This window comes from Rhodanobacter terrae (assembly GCF_042657005.1).
GTDB classification, from domain to species: Bacteria; Pseudomonadota; Gammaproteobacteria; order Xanthomonadales; family Rhodanobacteraceae; genus Rhodanobacter; species Rhodanobacter terrae.
In genome coordinates, this window is record NZ_JBHSNG010000004.1 from 44,360 (window position 1) to 62,842 (window position 18,483).

At 66.2% G+C, this 18,483-nt stretch carries 13 protein-coding genes; 7 read left to right on the plus strand and 6 right to left on the minus strand.

What is annotated here, in order from left to right:
• Positions 1–82: 82 nt before the first annotated feature.
• The gene (locus ACFPPB_RS05395) at positions 83–1,345 is read left to right on the plus strand and encodes a Yip1 family protein (protein WP_377325120.1); all 1,263 of its coding nucleotides are present in this window, start codon (positions 83–85) and stop codon (positions 1,343–1,345) included.
• Positions 1,346–1,413: 68 nt separating this feature from the next.
• On the opposite strand, the gene ACFPPB_RS05400 is transcribed toward ACFPPB_RS05395, so the two are convergent.
• A complete protein-coding gene (locus ACFPPB_RS05400) occupies positions 1,414–2,007 on the minus strand; it encodes a YceI family protein (RefSeq protein WP_377325122.1) in 594 nt (197 codons plus the stop codon).
• Positions 2,008–2,043: 36 nt separating this feature from the next.
• Positions 2,044–2,637, minus strand: coding sequence for a malonic semialdehyde reductase (locus ACFPPB_RS05405; RefSeq protein ID WP_377325124.1), 594 nt, complete (start codon positions 2,635–2,637; stop codon positions 2,044–2,046).
• Positions 2,638–2,771: 134 nt separating this feature from the next.
• Between ACFPPB_RS05405 and ACFPPB_RS05410 the strand changes: the two genes are divergently transcribed.
• Positions 2,772–3,749: a mitochondrial fission ELM1 family protein gene (locus ACFPPB_RS05410; protein ID WP_377325126.1), complete on the plus strand. Its 978-nt coding sequence runs from the start codon at positions 2,772–2,774 to the stop codon at positions 3,747–3,749.
• Between the two features lie 49 nt (positions 3,750–3,798).
• Here the strand turns inward: ACFPPB_RS05410 and ACFPPB_RS05415 are convergent, their stop codons facing one another.
• Together ACFPPB_RS05415 and glnE are read right to left on the minus strand one after the other, a co-directional pair.
• A complete protein-coding gene (locus tag ACFPPB_RS05415) occupies positions 3,799–6,738 on the minus strand; it encodes a diguanylate cyclase (protein WP_377325128.1) in 2,940 nt (979 codons plus the stop codon).
• Between the two features lie 195 nt (positions 6,739–6,933).
• Complete coding sequence (gene glnE, locus ACFPPB_RS05420; RefSeq protein WP_377325130.1) at positions 6,934–9,795, minus strand: bifunctional [glutamate--ammonia ligase]-adenylyl-L-tyrosine phosphorylase/[glutamate--ammonia-ligase] adenylyltransferase; 2,862 nt, start codon at positions 9,793–9,795, stop codon at positions 6,934–6,936.
• A 233-nt stretch (positions 9,796–10,028) separates the two neighbouring features.
• Between glnE and ACFPPB_RS05425 the strand changes: the two genes are divergently transcribed.
• Both ACFPPB_RS05425 and ACFPPB_RS05430 read left to right on the plus strand, forming a co-directional pair.
• Positions 10,029–11,891 carry an LTA synthase family protein gene (locus tag ACFPPB_RS05425; protein WP_377325132.1) on the plus strand — a complete coding sequence of 621 codons (1,863 nt, stop codon included), beginning with the start codon at positions 10,029–10,031 and terminating at the stop codon, positions 11,889–11,891.
• Between the two features lie 209 nt (positions 11,892–12,100).
• Positions 12,101–12,676, plus strand: a complete 576-nt coding sequence (locus ACFPPB_RS05430; RefSeq protein ID WP_377325134.1) for a hypothetical protein — start codon at positions 12,101–12,103, stop codon at positions 12,674–12,676.
• A 311-nt stretch (positions 12,677–12,987) separates the two neighbouring features.
• On the opposite strand, the gene groL is transcribed toward ACFPPB_RS05430, so the two are convergent.
• Together groL and ACFPPB_RS05440 are read right to left on the minus strand one after the other, a co-directional pair.
• Positions 12,988–14,640, minus strand: coding sequence for a chaperonin GroEL (groL, locus tag ACFPPB_RS05435; RefSeq protein ID WP_377325136.1), 1,653 nt, complete (start codon positions 14,638–14,640; stop codon positions 12,988–12,990).
• Between the two features lie 136 nt (positions 14,641–14,776).
• On the minus strand, positions 14,777–15,070 hold the full coding sequence (locus tag ACFPPB_RS05440; protein ID WP_007081521.1) for a co-chaperone GroES: 294 nt from the start codon (positions 15,068–15,070) through the stop codon (positions 14,777–14,779).
• A 242-nt stretch (positions 15,071–15,312) separates the two neighbouring features.
• On the opposite strand from ACFPPB_RS05440, the gene cutA reads away from it, so the two are divergent.
• The 3 genes from cutA to ACFPPB_RS05455 all read left to right on the plus strand — a co-directional run bounded on the left by cutA (position 15,313) and on the right by ACFPPB_RS05455 (position 18,458).
• Positions 15,313–15,654 (plus strand): divalent-cation tolerance protein CutA, encoded by a 342-nt coding sequence (gene cutA / locus ACFPPB_RS05445; protein WP_377325138.1) that lies wholly within the window; start codon positions 15,313–15,315, stop codon positions 15,652–15,654.
• A gap of 63 nt (positions 15,655–15,717) precedes the next feature.
• Entirely contained in the window at positions 15,718–17,919 is a 2,202-nt protein-coding gene (locus ACFPPB_RS05450) for a protein-disulfide reductase DsbD family protein (RefSeq protein ID WP_377325140.1), read from the plus strand.
• Complete coding sequence (locus ACFPPB_RS05455) at positions 17,919–18,458, plus strand: TlpA family protein disulfide reductase (protein WP_377325142.1); 540 nt, start codon at positions 17,919–17,921, stop codon at positions 18,456–18,458. The genes ACFPPB_RS05450 and ACFPPB_RS05455 overlap by 1 nt, the downstream gene beginning before the upstream one ends.
• Positions 18,459–18,483: the final 25 nt, after the last annotated feature.

Consider the following 18,483-nt stretch of genomic DNA (forward strand, 5'->3'; position numbering starts at 1 on the left):
CGGGTTTGGTCACGAAACGGGTACATCACTCTCGACCCGGCGCACCGCGCCGGGCCCACTGCAACTGCTTTGGGAGCAGACCATGAATTTCGGAAAAATCGTCGAACGCGTCAAGGCCATCCTGATGGCACCCAGGACCGAGTGGCCCGTCGTCGCCACCGAGCCGGCCACGACCAACAGCCTCTACGCCGGTTACATCGCGATCGTCGCGGCCTTCCCGATCGTCGCCGGCTTCATCAAGGGCAGCCTGATCGGCACCAGCGTATTCGGCATCACCGTGCGCACGCCGATCGGCATGGGCATCGTCGGCATGCTCCTGCATTACATACTGACTCTGGTGCTGGTCTACGTGATGGCCCTGATTATCAACGCGCTGGCGCCCACCTTCGGCGGCCAGAAGGACATGGTGCAGGCGCTCAAGACCGTCGCCTACTCGTGGACCGCCAGCTGGGTCGCCAGCATCGCCGTGATCGTGCCGTGGCTGGGCTGGCTGATCGCGCTGGCGGGGGCCGTCTACGCCATTTACCTGCTGTATCTCGGCCTGCCGCATACGATGAAATGCCCGGCGGAGAAGGCCGGCGGCTATACCGCGGTCAGCGTGATCATCGCGATCGTGCTGAGCTGGATCATTGCCCTGATCGTCGGCGGCGTGATCGGCACCGCCGCGATGACCGGCGCGGCGATAAGCGAGCTGCACCTCACCGGCAGCAACGGTGACAGCGTCACCGTCGACAGCAACAGCGCACTCGGCAAACTCGCTGCGATGGGCCAGCGCGCCGAGCAGGCCGGCAAGGAACTCGATGCCGCGCAGAGGTCCGGCGACAACGCCGCGCAGTCGGCCGCGATGGGCAAGATGATGGGCGCCGTGGCCGGTGGCGGCACCGTCGAGGCGCTCGCGCCGGATCAGATCAAGGCGTTCCTGCCCGACAGCCTGGGCAACCTCAAGCGCACCAGCAGTTCCGCCCAGCGCAACAGTGCGATGGGCATGCAGATTTCCGAAGCCAGCGCCGACTACTCCAGCGACAGCGGCCAGCACATCACCCTGGAAATCACCGACACCGGTGGCGCCAAGGGCTTCATGGCGATGGCCGCGGCAATGGCGCCGGAGGAAGAAAAGGAAACCGATCACGGTTACGAGAAGACCTACACCGCGAACGGCAACATGGTCCACGAAGCATGGAACACCGAGTCCAAATCCGGTGAATACAGCGTGGTGCTGGGCAAACGTTTCACGGTCAAGGCCAGCGGCACGGCCGACAGCATCGATCAGCTGAAACAAGCCGCCACCAGCGTCGACATGGGCAAGCTGGAATCGCTGAAGAATGCCGGCCTGAAGGCCGACTGACACCGCCCGGACGCGGCCACAAAAAAACCGCGCCGTTTCGGGCGCGGTTTTTTTGTGGCCGCCGAAGCTTACTTGGCCGCGCCGGCCTTCGGCACGGAGCCTTCCGTGGTGATGCGAATGCTGATCTCGTCGCTGACCATCGGCACATACGCACCGACGCCGAAGTCCGAACGCTTGATGCTGGCGGTGGCATCGAAACCGATCGACTGCGCCTTGGTCATCGGGTGCGTACCGACTTTGTTCAGCGTGGCGGCCAGCACCACCGTCCTGGTCACGCCGTGCACGGTGAGATCACCGGTGACGTTGAATTTATGCCCGTCCAGCGGCTGCACCTTGGTGCTCTTGAACGTCACCGTCGGGTACTTGTCGGCGTTGAAGAAATCGGCTTCCTTCAAATGCTTGTCCAGCGCCGGCACGTGGGTGTCGAGTTTGTCCAGCGGCAAGGTCACGTCCACACTCGACTTCGCCGGATCCTGCTCGTCGAATACCAGGGTTCCCTCGCCCAGGCCGAAGTCGGCGGTGGGATTGGAATAGCCGAAGTGGTTCCAGCTGAACAGCACCATGGTGTGGCTCGGATCGAGCTTGTAGGTGACCGGCGCCGCCTGCACCGATACGGCGGCGCCGAGCAGGCCGGCGAGAGCGAGATATTTCAATGCACGCATGAGGTGAGTCCTTGAAAGGTTGAAGGTGGGGTGGTTTCAGGCGATCGTGCAGGCTTCGTCGAACGAAAGCCGGGGACTGCGCGGGAACAGATTGCGGCTGGCATCGCCGTGGCCGATGCTGATCAGGAAATTCGACTTGATGGCGGTACCGGAAAAGAATGCCGCATCCACGCCGGCGTTGTCGAAGCCGGACATCGGCCCGCAATCGAGCCCGAGCGCACGTGCCGCCATCAGCACATAGGCACCTTGCAGGGTCGCATTGCGAAACGCAGTGGTGTCGATGTGCGGCTGGTTGCCGACGAACCAGCTGCGCGCATCGGCGTGCGGAAACAACCTCGGCAGCTGCTCGTAGAACTCGTGGTCGGTGGCGATGATCGCGGTCACCGGCGCTTCCATGGTCTTGGCGCGGTTGCCTTCGGACAGGAACGGCGCCAGCTTCGCCTTGGCGTCCTTCGACTTCACGAACACCACGCGCATCGGCGAAGAGTTCGCGCTGGTCGGGCCGAACTTGGCCAGTTCATAGAGCTGACGCAGTTGCTCGTCGCTCACCTCCTTCGGCAACCAGGCATTGAAGGTTCGGGCTTCGCGGAACAACTGGTCGAGGCTGGCCTCGGAAAGCAACTCGGTCATGAGTATCCTCTGCTGCAGGGATGGGCCGACGGCGCCATGGGCGGCAAGTGTATAGGCGAGCGTACGCCAGCAGATAACGGTTACGGGGAACGTACTGTGCTCATTTGGGAAACAATGCCGGGGCACCCACGCCCATGCTGAAGCTGCACGGCGAATGCTGGGTGATCACCGACGCCGCCGCCGGCAATCAGCGCCAGGCCCTGGCGCTGGCCGAGCGCCTGCAGATGCCGATCCGCCACCTGCTGCTGGAGCCACGCGCGCCATGGACATGGCTGGCGCCGCGTCTCGCGCTCGGCGGCCGATTCGCGCTGGCCGCTGGCCAGCGCGAACTGTTTGCACCGCCATGGCCCCACGTGGCGATCGGCTGCGGCCGGGCAGCGGCACTGTTCACCCGCCTGTTGCGTGGGCTGTCCGATCATCAGTGCTACACAGTGCAGATCCTCGATCCGCGTATCGATCCTGCCCACTGGGATACGGTGATCGCGCCGCGGCACGACCAGGTCGACGGCGCCAACGTGCTGCGCCCGCTGGGCTCCTTGAATTCGGTGGACGACGCGTGGCTCGCCGACGGGCGCGAATCCTGCCCCCACTTCGCCGAGCTGCCGCAGCCGCGCGTCGGCGTGTTGCTCGGCGGCCCGCGCAAGGGCATCGCGCTGAATGCGGACTATGCAAGCCAACTGGCCAAGCGTCTGCTGCGACGCCAGCGCCAGGAAGGCGGCAGCCTGCTGGTGCTGGCCTCGCGGCGCACCTCGCCCGCGCTGATCGAGGTTTTTCGCGATGCCCTGAAAGGCGTGCCAGGCCTGCTTTGGGCCGGTCGCGACGACGGCCGTAACCCGTATCCCGGCGTGCTCGGCTGGGCCGACCGGCTGATCGTCACGCCCGATTCGGTGAACATGCTCAGCGAGGCCTGCGCCGTGGGCTGCCCGGTGCAGACCTTCGTCAACACGCCGCTGCCGGCGAAGATCGAACGGTTTCATCAGGCATTGCGCAGCGCCGGCTTGCTGCAGGATATCGACGACGTGGACATGGCGAGACGCGCACCGCCGCTGCGCGAGACCGACGCGATCGCAAGCGCCCTGCGCGACCGGATATGCAGCCACAACCACGGTTGAGCGACGCGACCGGAACGCGCACGGGCGATGCGCGCATCTGCGGCGGACGCTAAGAAGCGTCGCGCACCCAGCGCAGGTGGCCCGAGGCCAGCAGCGCATCGAGTTGCGGCGCCAGCGGGGTGCGCAGAACTTCCGCCGGTATCGGCGCGGCGGCGACCAGCCCGACGCTGACGTTGCGCCCATCCTGCTTGGCCCGATACAGGGCCAGGTCGGCCAGTTCCAGCGCCGCGTCGAAAGTGGAGCCATCGACGTGCTCGGCGACCGGATGCAGACTGAAGCCGATCGAACAGCTCAGCTTGATCTTGCCGCCGCGGCCATCGACGAAGTCCTGCGCGGCGATATCGCGGCGCAAGCGTTCGGCGATGGCCAGCGCGCTCGCCGCATCGACGTCGCGCAGCAGCAGCAAGAACTCCTCGCCGCCCCAGCGCACGGTGATGTCGCTGTCGCGTCGCGCGGCCGTGAGCAAGCGGCCAAGCGCACGCAATACGGCATCGCCCACCGCATGACCGTACCGGTCGTTGACCTCCTTGAAATAGTCGATGTCCAGTTGCAGCACCGCGACGCTTTCGTCGCCGGCAAGCACCTCGGGCAGCCGCATCAGCAGGTAGCGCCGGTTGTGCAGCGCGGTCAAGGCATCGGTATGGCTTTCCTCGGCCAGCGCCAGGTTGGTCACACGCAGGCGTTCCAGGGCCCGCGCAAGCTGTTCGGTGCGCCGGGCGACTTGTTCTTCCAGCCGCGCACTGCGGCGGCGCTGCGCGCGCATGCTCAACGCCACCAGCAAGATGATGCTCAGGCACAGGAGCAGCAACGCCAAGCCGCGCACCAGTACGCGTTCGTACCAGCGCGGTTCGATCCGGATCGTCAGATCCGCCTCCGGGCCGAACCCGGAAGCACCGGCGAGCGTGGCGGCAACCCGGAAACGGTACTTGCCGGGCGGCAGGTGCGTGTAGAACGCGCTGCGCCGGACACCCGCGTCCTGCCACTCCGTGTCGTAGCCTTCCAGCTGATAGCGGAACTTCAATGTGCCGATGCGCAGATAGGGCGCGGTGTATTGAATCGCCAGGTCGCGCGCTCCCTCGCGCAAATCCAGGGGTTCGTCCGGCAGCAATGCGCCGGCATGTACGATGGATTCGATCGCCGCCGCCGGCGGCTCCGGCTTGGCGCCGAGCGTGCGCGTATTCAGCCCAAGCGCGCCGTCGGTCGTGCTGTACCAGATGACGTCGCCGGCGGCCACGCTGCGCGAGCCGGCACCGCCGTTGCAGCAATGCGCGCCGCGCAAACTGGTGGCGCGCGCCTCGCCGGCGATCAGTTGCGGCACCACCTGGCGCGCCGGCGAACCCGGCAATGGCAGCTGCGCCAGCGGCAGCCGCCACGCACCGACCACCGAACCGACGTAGAGCTCGCCGTCGAGCACGTCGAGCGTCCAGGCGTTGTCGCTGGGCAGGCCATCTTTCTCGCTGGTCATGCGCAACTGTCCATCGACCATGACGCCCACGCCGGCATCCGTGGTGGCGACACCCAGCTTGTCGCGGTCCAGCATGGCCACGCGAGTGACGAAATGGCCATGCAGCGGCTCTGCCCATGCCGGCTGCGTCAGATGGCCGTCGCGCAGTTCGCGTACACCATCCTCAGTGCCCAGGTACAAATGGTCCGGCGCCAGCGGCAGGATCGAACGGATCGACCCGGCGGCACTCGACGCGCCCGGATCGGCGCGACTGAGCACACCGGCATGCCAGCGATACAAGCCGCCGGAAGTACCGATCCAGAAATCGTCATCGGCGACTTCGCGGATGTCGTTGACCTGCCAGTTGCCCAGCGCGGACAGGGCGGACGGAGTGACGTTGCTGTCCTGGTCGTAGACCGCGATGCCCGCCCGGGTGCCGATCCAGAGCCGGCCTCGATGGTCGTAGTACAAGTCGTAGGCCGACGGGTTCGGCAGCGCGCTGCCCGGAATCAGCGGGTGTACCCGCTGCCCGTCGAAGACTTCCACGCCGGAATTGGTGCCCAGCACGATCTCGCCGTGCGGCCCCCGCACGACGCTCCAGACCAGTGGGTCCGCCACGCCGTCGCGGATCGACACCCGCCGCGCCCAGCCATTCCAGACCCGGTACAGGCCGCCGATATGCGTGCCCAGCCACAGGTTGCCCGCGCGATCCTCGTATAGCGCCTGGATCCATGGGTTGTGCATGATGTCGCCATCGTCCACCCGCTCCAGACCGGTATCGGGCAAGCGTCGATAAAGCGCCGGCACGGTGCCGATCCACAACGTACCGCCGCGATCGGTCAGCAGGCTTTCGATCGAGATGGTGTCGAGCTCGCCGCTCAGCCCGGAGGGAACCATGCGATTCCCGTCCATGCGCATCAGCCCCAGGCGCGTGCCGAGCCACAGCACACCATGAGTGCTGGCCATGCTGGTGACGCCTACGGGCTGGTGCGGCACGACGCCCTGCTTCACGCATGCCACGGTCGGCTGATCCAGCGTTCCTGTGAAGCGGCATACGCGACCCAGGCCACCGATCCACAGCAGCTTGCCTTCGCGCAGCAGACTGAACGCGGGGCCGCCATAGCCGGGAACCGTCACGATCCGGCCATCCCGCACCCGCGCCAGACCATTCGAGGTGGCCAGCAGCGGCGTGCCGTCCCCCGCATCGATGATCGCATTGACCGCGTCGCCGCCAAGAGCCGTGAAATGCCCGTCGCGTTCGCGCAACAAGCCGTGTGCGCCGCCGAACCAGACTTGACCCAGCGGATCCGCCCAGACCGCGGTGAGCATGCTGGTATCGACCCCGGTGCCGCCGCGGTCAAACGTCACAAACTGCTTGCCGTCGAAACGAGCCACTCCGAGCTGGGTGTTGATCCACAGGAAGCCCGCGCGGTCCTCCGCGATGCCGAGCACGGTGATCTGCGGCAGACCCTGCCCGACGCTCCAGTGATCGAGAATCAAGGCGTGGAATGGCGTCTGTGGATCCAATGCGGCGGCTGACCGCATACCGGATATACAGATCGAGATCGCGAACAGAATCGCGGGCAACCGCCTTGTCATGTCCCCCCTTGCGAACGACGTCGATTCTTCCGGGTGACGTTAGCCTTGCGCCGATCTTGCCCTGTCAACGAGGTGCCCGACAAGTTTCGCCGATGGGTTTCGTTCACCAGGGCCGCGGCGGGACCGTCACTCTCGTCCGGACTATCTGGGGCTGCCCGATGCATCGAAGGCGAAACCGAGCGCATCGGTGACTCCACGCACACCCGCGCTCAGCTGTTCCAGCCCGGCATCGCGGGGCGCGACGCGGGGACGCAAATCCAGCGTGCAGGCCAGCGCACGCTGCAGCAGGTCGGCGTGCGCCACGGTCAGGACCGCGGCCTGGGCGGCATCGAGCCAGCCGGCCGTGCGACACGCCTCGATCAGGCCGGCATTCGCGGTGACGCCCAGCAGGTCGGGCCGTTGCGTCGCGTGCGCCAGCACCAGGCCTTGCAACGCGAACTCGATATCGAGCAGGCCGCCGTGGCCCTGCTTGAGGTCGAACTGGCGCGCGTCGGAGCGATCGCGCTCGGCACGCCAGCGTTGGCGCATGTTGCTGACGTCGGTCAGCACCGCGGAGAGATCGCGCGGCACGGCAAGAATCTCGCGGCGCACGTTGGCCAGCTCGCGGTTGAGTGCCGCATCGCCGGCCACCGGGCGCGCGCGCAGCAAGGCCTGATGCTCCCACGTCCAGGCGCGGCTTTTCTGGTACGCGACGAACGCGTCCAGGCTGCTGACCAACAAACCCTTCGAGCCGTCCGGACGCAGCCGCGTATCGACCTCGTACAGGCGGCCGCCGCGGGTCAGTATGGTGAGCCAGTTCATCACCCGCTGGGCCAGCCGCTGGTACCAGCGCGAACCCTCGATCGGGCGTGGACCGTCGCTCATCGCCTGTGCGCGGCGGCCGTCGAAGACGAATACCAGATCCAGATCCGAGGCGAAGCCCAGCTCCTCGCCGCCCAGGCTGCCGTAGCCGAGCACGCCGAAGCCGGAGCCCTCGCCGGGCAGCCGCCCATGCTGGGCGATCAGCTCGCGCTCGGCCAGCGCCAGCACCGCGCCCACCACCGACTCGGCCAGGGCAGCGAGCCGCCGTGCGGTGGCAACCGCATCGGCGCGGCCGTCGTTGAAGGCCAGCCCCAGACGGAACGCGGTGGACGCCTTGAATTCGTTGATGCGGTCGAGCTCGGCCTCGGCCTCGCGCTCGTCCAGCGTGGTCAGCACGCGGGCGATCTCGGCGGCGATGTCGGCGCGCTTGAACGGCAGTTGATCGATACGCGGGTCGAGCACGTCGTCCAGCAGCAGCGGCTGGGCGATCACGCACTCCGCCAGGAACGCGCTTTCGGCGAACAGGCACACCAGCCGTTTGCGCGCGGCCGGCTGTTCTTCCAGCAAGGCCAGATACGACGAGCGCCGCGCCACTGCCTGCATCAGCCGGCAAAGGCGCAGCAGGCTGGGCACCGGTGCCACCGTGTCGCGAGCGGCGCCGAACAACTGCGGCATCAAATGGTCCAGCCGCTCGCGCGAGCGCGCGGACATCGCCCGCACCGATGCAGCCTGCGGCAATTTCAGCAGGACGTCCGCGAGTTCGGCGCCGGGTACGAAACCGGACGCTTCCAGCACCGCGGCATCGAGCGATTCGTCGCAGGCGCTTTGCCACAGGACCATGTCCGCCGCCGGCACACTGGCGGCGCGGCCGCCTTGCGGCATCAGCACGGCGGCGAATTCCTCGCTGACGATGGCGCGCTGTTTCGCCAGCGCCGCGTCCAGCGTGTCCCAGTCGGGATAGTCCAGGCTCAGCGCGATGCGCTCGCGGCTGAGGGCGTCATCGGGAATGTCGTGGGTCTGGGCATCCCGCAGCATCTGCACCCGGTTTTCCACGCGGCGCAGCAGCACATACGCCTCGCGCAACATGCGCGCACGGGCGGCACCGATGTGCCCACGCGCCTCGCATGCGGTCAATGCCGGCAGCAGGCCGCGCACCCGCAAGCTGGGCTCGCGGCCGCCGCGGATCAGCTGGGTCAGCTGCACGATGAACTCGATTTCGCGGATGCCGCCGGGGCCGAGCTTGAGGTTGTCGGCCAGATCCTTGCGGGCGACTTCCGCATCGATCAGCGCCTTCATCTCGCGCAGGCCGGCGAAGGCCGTGTAATCGAGATACTTGCGGTAGACGAACGGCCGCAGCAGTTCCTGCAGCTGCTTGCCGGCGGCCCGATCGCCCGCCACCGGTCGGGCCTTGATCCAGGCATAGCGTTCCCAGTCGCGCCCCTCGCTCTGGTAGTACTGCTCCATGGCGGCAAACGACAGCGCCAGCCGCCCGGCATTGCCGAACGGACGCAGGCGCAGGTCGACCCGCGCACAGATGCCGTCCATGGTCGGCTCGTTCAGCAGCCGCACCAGCTGGCGGCCGAGCCGGATGAAGTATTCGCTGTTGTCCAGCGGACGCGCGCCATCGGTCTGGCCGCCGTGCGGATAGGCCAGCACCAGGTCGATGTCGGAGGAGAAATTCAGCTCGCTGCCGCCAAGCTTGCCGAAACCGATCACCAGCAGTCGCTGCCGCACTCCTTCATACGTGCGGCTGTGACCGTAGCGCGCCGCCAGCGCGTGTCCGGACCAGTCCAGCGCCATACCCAGCAGCGCCTCGTACAACACGCTGGTGGCCGACAGCGTTTCCGGCAGATCGTCCAGTCCGTTGATGTCGCGGAACACCAGCCGCAATGCCTCGGCGTGGCGGAAGCGGCGCAGCGCGGCCATGCAGGCGGCTTCATCGCCGGGCAGCTTCAGCGCTTCGATGCGCGCGCTGGCATCGCTGCCGGAGCGCAGCCGCTCCAGCCCCTGCGGCGCCAGCAGCTGCGGCTGGCGCCGCCAGACCTCGAAGGCGAAGTCGCTGGCCAGCAAGGTGCGCCGGATCCGTTCGGCCACACCGGCGTCGTCGTGCAACGGTACGCCGGCGACGCGGCAGCGGACGGCAAGGTCGCTGTAGCGATCGTCGATCAACGCTCGCAGCGCGGGGGATTCATGGGCAGGCATCGGACCATTGTGCCGCAAAGGGCACGCGACCGACCCGAGCCGGCATGCGCGACCCGCCCGGTGCACCGGCTCGGGTGTTGCGCGTTGCTTAACCCGCGGACAAGCCTGAAACGCACCATTCGCTGCTACACCTTGTTCATCCGAATCCCGTTACATTCTTGTGTCCACCCCATGACAGCCCCAGCAGGACGGCCATGCCCCTGAGCTTCGCAAACACGCCCGGTCGTTGGCGCATGTGGACTCCACGTGTCGCACTGGTACTGCTGCTGGCATTGGCGTTCGTGCTGCTGACTGGCGTGGTGGACGGCGGCATGGGCGTCTCCCCGCTGCGGCTGCTCGACCAACCCCGGTTTCCGCTGGCGAACGCGTGGCCGGGCCTGCTGCTCGCCGGCCTGCTGCTGGTGATCAGCCGCCGGCTACTGCTGTCGTTCGGGCTGACGTTCCTGCTGCAGGGACTGGTGTACAGCGTCAATGTGCTGAAAATCGCGAACCTCGGCACGCCGCTGCTGCCCGACGATTTTCGCATGGTCGGCCAGTTGCGCCGGGGCGGTATGCACCTGCTCGCCGGCTATCTGCCGCACAGCCCGTGGCCGTATCTGGGGCTGCTGACCGGCGTGGCCCTGGCCGTCGCGATGTGGCGCTACGAGCCGCCGCTGTTCCCGCGGCGCACCCACGGCAAGCGGCTGCTGGCCGGTAGCGTGTTGACGCTGGGGCTGATCAGCCTGCTGGCCGGCCTGCCGGTCTGGGGAAAAATCTACAACGGCCAGGTGCTGTGGCTGGAACCTTGGTCGGCTTCGGCCACCAGCACCCATTCGGGCCTGCTCAGTTCGCTGATGATGTTTCATCTGCACTACGGTCACGGCAAGCGCAAACCGGATCGCGTGGCCGCAGCGCAACTGATCAATCAGTCTGCGGCATCGCTGCAACAGTCCATGCAGGCGCCGGCGACAAACGGTCCGCTGCCCGACATCGTGGTGGTACAGAGCGAATCGTTCTTCGACCCCACCATCTTGCGTGGCTACGAAACCAGCAACTTCGCACCGAACCTGCGCCGTCTGGCCGCGCATGGAATCAGCGGCAAGCTGCATGTGCCGACCTTCGGCGGCGGCACCATCCGCACCGAGTTCGAGGTGCTCACCGGATTGTCGCTGCGCTACTTCGACAATCTGCAATTCCCCTATCTGCAGATGAGTCACAAGGCAGTGCCGAGCCTGATGCGCACGCTCAAGAGGCACGGCTACGAAACCATCGCGCTGCACGGCAACGAGCCGGCATTCTGGAACCGCAGCACCGCATTCAAATTGCTGGGCTTCGACCGCTTCGTGTCGCAGTCGTCGTTTCCCGCCAACGCGGCGATGGACGGCAAGTACATGGCCGACAGCGCGATGACCGACGAGATCATGCGCCAATTGAAGGACACCGGGCCGCCACAGTTCCTCTTCGCCATCAGCATCGAGGCGCACGGCCCGTACGACGTCGAGCCGGCCAACCGCGCCGAACGCGATGCCATTCCCGTGCCCGACGGCATCACCGGCCTCGACAAGCGGGAACTGCAGACCTATCTCTACCATCTGCAGCACGCCGACGCCGAACTCGGCCGGCTGGTGGCATGGCTGGCTCGGCGCCAGCGGCCGTGCCTGGTGCTGTTCTACGGCGATCACCTGCCGGGGCTGAGCAACAGCTACCGCATCGCCGGCTTCGTCGACAACAAGGACATGCTGGCCCAGGCGGGCACCTGGCTGCTGGTCGATCCGCACCGGCAGGGTCCGTCCAGACAGGAAGACACTGCTGCGTGGCTGCTGCCCGGCATCTTGCTGGAACAGGCCGGCATCCATGACGACGCCTATTTCGCCCTGACCGGACTGATCGGCCCGCAGCTCGCTCCGCTGACCGAAGCCCCTGGTGCGCCGCCGCCGCCCGAAGACAGCGAGCAACAGCAGATCGATCAGGCCATGTCCAGCATCGGTCAGCTGCGCATGGACGGCAAGCTCGACAAACTGCTGCCGAAGCCCTCCTCGCCGCCGGCCTCCGGCGTCGCCCATGGCGGCACCGAGCCGGCGCAGGCGCGGGGCGCCGCCACGGTAATGCCGCGGTGAACACGGCGCGATGCAAGACGCCGTGCGTGTGTCGTTGTGAAAACGGCGTCATCGCCGCATCGAGATATGGGCGGCGATTCAGTGAGCTGTCTGCGGGCTGAAGTGTCGGCAAATGCGTTCATGCATGGGTGGGGTATCGGCGACTAGCGTCGTCCCAGCGCTGGAGCAGCAGGCTTCATCGCACCCACTTCTCTGAAGGAAAACATGCCATGCACAAGACCATGCTTGCCGCCCTCATCGTTGCTACCAGTGCGCTCAGCATTCCTGCGTTCGCCCAGGTCCACGTCGGCGGCGTGGGGCACGTCGGCGCCGGCGTGAATGCCGGTGCAGCCATGCCTGGCGCAATGCCCAACGCCATGCACGCGGTCGACCAGACCGAGTCGCAGACCACCCAAACCCTGCGTCGTACCGACCATCGGACGAAACATATGACGCACAAGGCCGTCAGCCAGACCCGTTCGACCCTCACGGACAGTGACAGCGTCCATGCCGGCATGAATGCCAGCGGCTCGGCCGGGGCCGGCGCAGGCGATACACATGCCGGCGCCCACGCCAACGTCGATACCGCCGCAGGCATCAACACCGCCGACACCGTCGGCAAGGCTGGTGAAGCCGGTCAGGGCGCGGGTGGCGCCGTGCGCGACACCGCACATTCCGCGATCCAGTCCGCCGACCGCACCGCCGGCTCGGTCGGCACCGCCGTCAAGCAGACCGCCACCGAGCAGTCGGTCGGCGCCGATGCCAAGGTAGACGCCAAGACGAAGGCTTCCACGCAGGGGCATTGAGTTCCACGACCTTGCATAAGACTAGGCCCCGGGTGGCGACGCCCGGGGCTTTCTTGTGTCCTAGGTCGAATGGAAATTCAGGCCATTCCCGGTCGGGTCTTTCGGACCATTTTTCCCCGTGACGACGGCGGCATCTTGACCCATTGTTGAACGCGCTGTGTCGGTCATCCGGATGATCTTCGGAGGGGAGAGCATCGCCCGCGAGCGGGCTCCTACAATGGAGCCGCGGGCGCCATTTCGATGACCGAGATGCGCTCAAAAGAAAACCCCGCCAGGCGGGGTTTTCTTCCATGCAGCGAGGCAGCGGGGACTTAGAAGTCCATGCCACCCATGCCGCCCATGCCGCCGCCCATGCCGCCAGCACCGTGGCTGTGGCCTTCGTCCTTCTTCGGCAGCTCGGCGATGATCGCTTCGGTGGTGATCGCCAGGCCGGCGACCGACGAAGCGTGCTGCAGCGCGGTGCGGGTCACCTTGGTCGGATCCAGGATCCCCATCGCCACCATGTCACCGAACTCACCGGTGGCCGCGTTGTAGCCGAAGTTGCCCTTGCCTTCCTTGACCTTGTTGAGGATCACGGACGGCTCTTCGCCGGCGTTGGCGACGATGGCGCGCAGCGGCGCTTCCAGCGCACGGCGGGTGATCGCGATGCCCAGGTCCTGATCGGTGTTGTCACCCTTCAGGCCTTCGACCGCCTTCAGCGCGCGGATCAACGCGACGCCGCCGCCCGGGACCACGCCTTCTTCGACGGCTGCGCGCGTGGCGTGCAGGGCGTCTTCGACGCGGGCCTTCTTTTCCTTCATCTCGATCTCGGTGCCGGCACCGACCTTGATCACCGCAACGCCGCCGGCCAGCTTGGCCACGCGCTCCTGCAGCTTCTCCTTGTCGTAGTCCGACGAGGTCTCTTCGATCTGCGCCTTGACCTGCGCGATGCGCGACTGGATCTTCTCCGCTTCGCCGGCACCGTCGATGATCGTGGTGTTTTCCTTGGTAATGACGATGCGCTTGGCGCGACCCAGATCGGCGATCGTGGTCTTCTCCAGCGACAGGCCCACTTCCTCGGACACGACCTGGCCATTGGTGAGGATCGCGATGTCTTCCAGGATCGCCTTGCGACGGTCACCGAAGCCCGGCGCCTTCACGGCCGCGACCTTGACGATGCCGCGGATGGTGTTGACCACCAAGGTGGCCAGCGCCTCGCCCTCGACTTCCTCGGCCACGATCAGCAGCGGCTTGCCGGCCTTGGCGACAGCTTCCAGCACCGGCAGCAGCTCGCGCACGTTCGACACTTTCTTGTCGTGGATCAGGATGTACGGGTCGTCCAGCTCGACCTGCTGGCTCTGCTGGTTGTTGATGAAGTACGGCGACAGGTAGCCGCGATCGAACTGCATGCCTTCGACGACGTCGAGCTCGTTCTCGAGGCCCGAACCTTCCTCGACCGTGATCACGCCTTCCTTGCCGACTTTCTTCATCGCGGTGGCGATGATGTCGCCGATGTTGGTGTCGGAGTTGGCCGAGATCGTGCCGACCTGGGCGATTTCCTTGTCGTTCGCGGTCGGGTTGGACATCTTCTTCAGTTCACTGACGGCGGCCGCCACGGCCTTGTCGATGCCGCGCTTCAGGTCCATCGGGTTGATGCCCGCGGCCACGGCCTTGAGGCCTTCCTGGATGAACGCCTGTGCCAGCACGGTCGCGGTGGTGGTGCCGTCACCGGCTACATCGGACGTCTTGGAAGCGGCTTCCTTGACGATCTGCGCACCGAGATTCTCGTAGCGGTCGGCCAGCTCGATCTCTTTCGCGACGGACACACCGTCCTTGGTGATCGTGGGGGCGCCGAAGCTCTTCTCGAGCACGACGTTGCGGCCCTTCGGACCCAGCGTGACCTTGACCGCGTTGGCCAGGGTGTTCACGCCCTTGAGCATGCGGGCGCGGGCGTCTTCGCCGAAACGTACTTCTTTAGCGGCCATAATTTTTTTGCCTCAAAAAAATTGAATAGGAATGGGGTTTGCTTTTTTTAAAGCGGTAGCGCGAAGGATCAAGAGCGAGTCAGCGTGCGCGGATGTACGCGCTCGACGAATCCCTGATCCCGAGACTCTGAAGCAATCAGCCTTCGATCACCGCCACGATGTCGTCTTCCTTCAGGAACACCAGATCTTCGCCGTCGATCTTGATTTCCTGGCCGGCGTACTTGCCGAACAGCACGGTGTCGCCAGCCTTCAGCGACATCGGGCGCACCTTGCCGTCGGCCATGATCAGGCCGGTGCCGGCGGCGACGACCTTGCCGCGGGTGGGCTTCTCGGTGGCGCTGTCGGGGATGACGATGCCGCCGGCGGAGACGCGCTCCTCTTCCAGGCGCTTGACGATGACGCGATCATGCAACGGACGCAGTGTGCTCATGGACAACTCCAGTTGACTATTGAGATGGGACAAGGCTTTCAGGACCCGGATCGGCAGTCTTGTTAGCACTCGAGGTGGATGAGTGCCAATTTTACGGGTATACCGCGCCGCTGCAAGAGCATTTGAACCGGGGGACGGACAGCTAATTGGGTGGACGAGGGCGGGTTTCAAGGGCCGGCCACAAAAATCAGTTCGCCGCATCCACTATGCCCGACGAGGCCATTTCCCCTTACGCTTGATCGATGGCCCGTCCACTGCCCACCCCGGATACCGTCCTGCTCTGTTACTGCAGCTGTCCCGACGCCACCTGCGCGCAGGGGATCGCCGAGGCACTGGTCGGCGAGCGGCTGGCCGCCTGCGTCAACCGCCTGCCCGGCATCAGCTCCACGTATCGCTGGCTGGGCACCGTGACCACCGACGGCGAAGAGCTGCTGCTGATCAAGACCACGACGGGGCGTTTCGAGGCACTCCGGAAGCGCCTGCTGCAGTTGCACCCCTACGAGTTGCCGGAATTGATCGCGGTGCCCGTGGAGCATGGGCACGACGCCTATCTGGACTGGGTGCGCGCGAACGCCACGGGCTGATCGTCGTTCACGCCGCAGCCACTAGGCCATAATGCGGGTCTGCGCTTTTTTCCTGGAGTCGTGATGCGATCGCTGCCTGCCGGCCGATGGGCCGTTCGCCTGATTGTGTGGCTGGGCCTGTTGCCTGGTGCGCTGCCTGCATTCGCGCAGAGCACCGCCGATCTGCTCCCGGTCACCGAGGCGTACAAGTTGAGCGCCGACGCCGCCACGCCCGGCGTACTGAAACTGCACTGGACGATTGCGCCGGACTATTACCTCTACCGCGGCCGCATGAAGTTCAAGGCTGGCGACGGAGTGACATTGGGCGAGGCACGGCTGCCCGACGGCGAGAAACACCACGACGAATACCTGGGCGATGTCGAGACCTATCACCACGCTATCGATGCCAGCCTGCCCTACACCGTCGCGGCCGGTACCACACGGCTGAAGCTGAGCGTGCAGTACCAGGGCTGCCACGAGGTCGATCCGAAAATCTGCTATCCGCCGCATACCGAACAACTGGATCTGCCGCTGCCGGCCAACTCCGGCGGCACGGCCTCACCCGCCGACGGCAATCCGCTGGGTGCCGCGCTGGGGCAATTGGGCAGCCGCGCAAACAGCGTGACCGCGGGCACGGCCGGCTCGCCGCTGCCGGCCGAACAGGCGTTCCGTTTCGAGGCGCTGGCGCAGAACCCGCATCGACTGCTGCTGCGCTGGACGATGCCGAAGGGCTATTACCTGTATCGCGACCAGACCGTACTCAAGCTCGAGGATGCAGCCGGTCTCGGCCTGAAGCCGGCCTGGCCGGCCGGCACCCGGCATCACGACGAGCATTACGGCGATGTCAGCGTGTACTTCGATCAGGTGGAGTTGCCGGTAACGATAGAGGGCGATCTCGCCGGGCGCAGGCAACTGGCGCTGGAGGCCAGCTTCCAGGGCTGCCAGGACGGCGGCCTGTGCTATCCGGTGATGACGCGTGCGGTAAGCGTCGATCTCGGCAGCGGCGTTGCCGCAAACGGCCAGACCATTGAGGCGGCGCCGGAGCCGCCGCCGGCCAGCATTGGCGAAGGCCCGTTGCAGGTCAGCCTGATCGCCGCGCTGCTACTCGCGCTGGGTGGCGGCTTGGTGCTGAACCTGATGCCGTGCGTGCTGCCGGTATTGTCGATCAAGGCGGTCAGCGTGCTGGAGAGCGGCGAGAACGGCGCCACGGCGCGTCGACATGCGTTGTTCTATACCGCCGGCGTGCTGGTCAGTTTTGCCGCGCTGGGTCTGGGCATTATCGCCTTGCGCTCGGTCGGTCACGCACTGGGCTGGGGCACTCAATTGCAGCAGCCGCTGCTGGTCGGCGCGCTGGCCTGCGTGATGCTGGCGGTCGGACTGTCGATGTCCGGCGTGGTGCAGTTCGGCGCCACGCTGGGCAATACCGGCGCCAGCCTGGCCTATCGCTCCGGTCCGGCTGGCGATTTCTTCACCGGCGTGCTGGCGGTGGTGGTGGCCAGTCCTTGCACTGCGCCTTTCATGGGCAGCGCGCTGGCGTATGCGTTCGCCGCGCCGATGCTGGCTGCGCTGCTGGTGTTTCTCGCGCTGGGCATCGGACTGGCGTTGCCGTTCCTGCTGATCGGCTTCGTGCCGGCGCTGGCGCGCCTGTTGCCGCGGCCGGGACGCTGGATGGAGACGCTGAAGCAGGTACTGGCCTTCCCGATGTATCTGACCGCGGTGTGGCTGGTCTGGGTACTGGCGAACCAGCGGGGTGCCGATGCGGTCGGCCTGGTGCTGGTGGCGATGGTGCTGCTGGCGATGACGCTGTGGTGGTTCGAGCGCAGCCGTTCGCGCGGCGCCATCAGCAAGGCGCTGGTCGCCGTACTGGCGATCGCCACACTGGTGCCGATGTACTTGCTCGCCCACGTGCCGCCGCCGTCGAGTGCCGCCGCGACCGAGGAAGGCGTGGTTGCCTACAGCCCGGAGAAACTGGCCGAACTGCGCGCGGCCGGCACCCCGGTCTTCGTCGACATGACCGCCGACTGGTGCGTCACCTGCAAGGCGAACGAGCACACGGTGCTGGACACGCAGGCGTTCCGCGACCTGCTTCGGCGCACCGGCGCGGTCTACATGAAAGGCGACTGGACCGACGTCAATCCGACCATCAGCGCCTTTCTGCAGCAATACCACTCGCCTGGCGTACCGCTGTACGTGGTGTTCCCGAAAAACGGCGGCCCGGGCAGGCAGTTGTCGACGGTACTGACTTCCTCACGGGTCGAGCAGGCGTTGACCGAGGCTGCGCGCTGATGTTGAGCCGCAGCAACTGGCTGATTCTGGGCCTGGCCGTACTGGCCGCCGCCATCGGCGGTTACGTCGAACATCGCGGGCAGCAGCCGGCGCCGGCGAATTCGGCGCTGATCGGCCAACCGCTACCCGCACTCGTCTTGTCCGATCTCGACGGCAAGCCGCACCGCCTCGACGACCCGCGCGGCCGCCGCATCTTGCTCAATTTCTGGGCCAGCTGGTGCGGGCCGTGCCTGGAAGAGATGCCGACGTTGAATCAGGCACAGGAAAAGTTCGGCGATCATGCGCCGATCGTGCTCGGTATTGCGATGGATGAGCCTGCTCGCGTACGCGCCTTTCTGGCCGAACATCCGGTGGATTACCCGATTTTACTAGGCCAGATGGCTCCGCCGAGCACATCGCTGCAATTGGGCGATTCTCGTGAAATATTGCCTTATAGCGTGCTGATCGGCACCGATGGGCGCATCTTGGCTACACATGAAGGTGCGCTGTCTGCCCCGCAGCTGGAACAGTGGCTGAACCCGGCGCACGCCGTGCGCTGAGCGAGGCTCACATACGCATCCGCAC

What these genes read in the sequence shown, in the direction of transcription:
- ACFPPB_RS05395 (WP_377325120.1), top strand. Translation starts at nt 83, where the DNA reads ATGAATTTCGGAAAAATCGTCGAACGCGTCAAGGCCATCCTGATGGCA.
- ACFPPB_RS05400 (WP_377325122.1), bottom strand. Translation starts at nt 2,007, where the DNA reads ATGCGTGCATTGAAATATCTCGCTCTCGCCGGCCTGCTCGGCGCCGCC.
- ACFPPB_RS05405 (WP_377325124.1), bottom strand. Translation starts at nt 2,637, where the DNA reads ATGACCGAGTTGCTTTCCGAGGCCAGCCTCGACCAGTTGTTCCGCGAA.
- ACFPPB_RS05410 (WP_377325126.1), top strand. Translation starts at nt 2,772, where the DNA reads ATGCTGAAGCTGCACGGCGAATGCTGGGTGATCACCGACGCCGCCGCC.
- ACFPPB_RS05415 (WP_377325128.1), bottom strand. Translation starts at nt 6,738, where the DNA reads ATGCGGTCAGCCGCCGCATTGGATCCACAGACGCCATTCCACGCCTTG.
- glnE (WP_377325130.1), bottom strand. Translation starts at nt 9,795, where the DNA reads ATGCCTGCCCATGAATCCCCCGCGCTGCGAGCGTTGATCGACGATCGC.
- ACFPPB_RS05425 (WP_377325132.1), top strand. Translation starts at nt 10,029, where the DNA reads ATGTGGACTCCACGTGTCGCACTGGTACTGCTGCTGGCATTGGCGTTC.
- ACFPPB_RS05430 (WP_377325134.1), top strand. Translation starts at nt 12,101, where the DNA reads ATGCACAAGACCATGCTTGCCGCCCTCATCGTTGCTACCAGTGCGCTC.
- groL (WP_377325136.1), bottom strand. Translation starts at nt 14,640, where the DNA reads ATGGCCGCTAAAGAAGTACGTTTCGGCGAAGACGCCCGCGCCCGCATG.
- ACFPPB_RS05440 (WP_007081521.1), bottom strand. Translation starts at nt 15,070, where the DNA reads ATGAGCACACTGCGTCCGTTGCATGATCGCGTCATCGTCAAGCGCCTG.
- cutA (WP_377325138.1), top strand. Translation starts at nt 15,313, where the DNA reads ATGGCCCGTCCACTGCCCACCCCGGATACCGTCCTGCTCTGTTACTGC.
- ACFPPB_RS05450 (WP_377325140.1), top strand. Translation starts at nt 15,718, where the DNA reads ATGCGATCGCTGCCTGCCGGCCGATGGGCCGTTCGCCTGATTGTGTGG.
- ACFPPB_RS05455 (WP_377325142.1), top strand. Translation starts at nt 17,919, where the DNA reads ATGTTGAGCCGCAGCAACTGGCTGATTCTGGGCCTGGCCGTACTGGCC.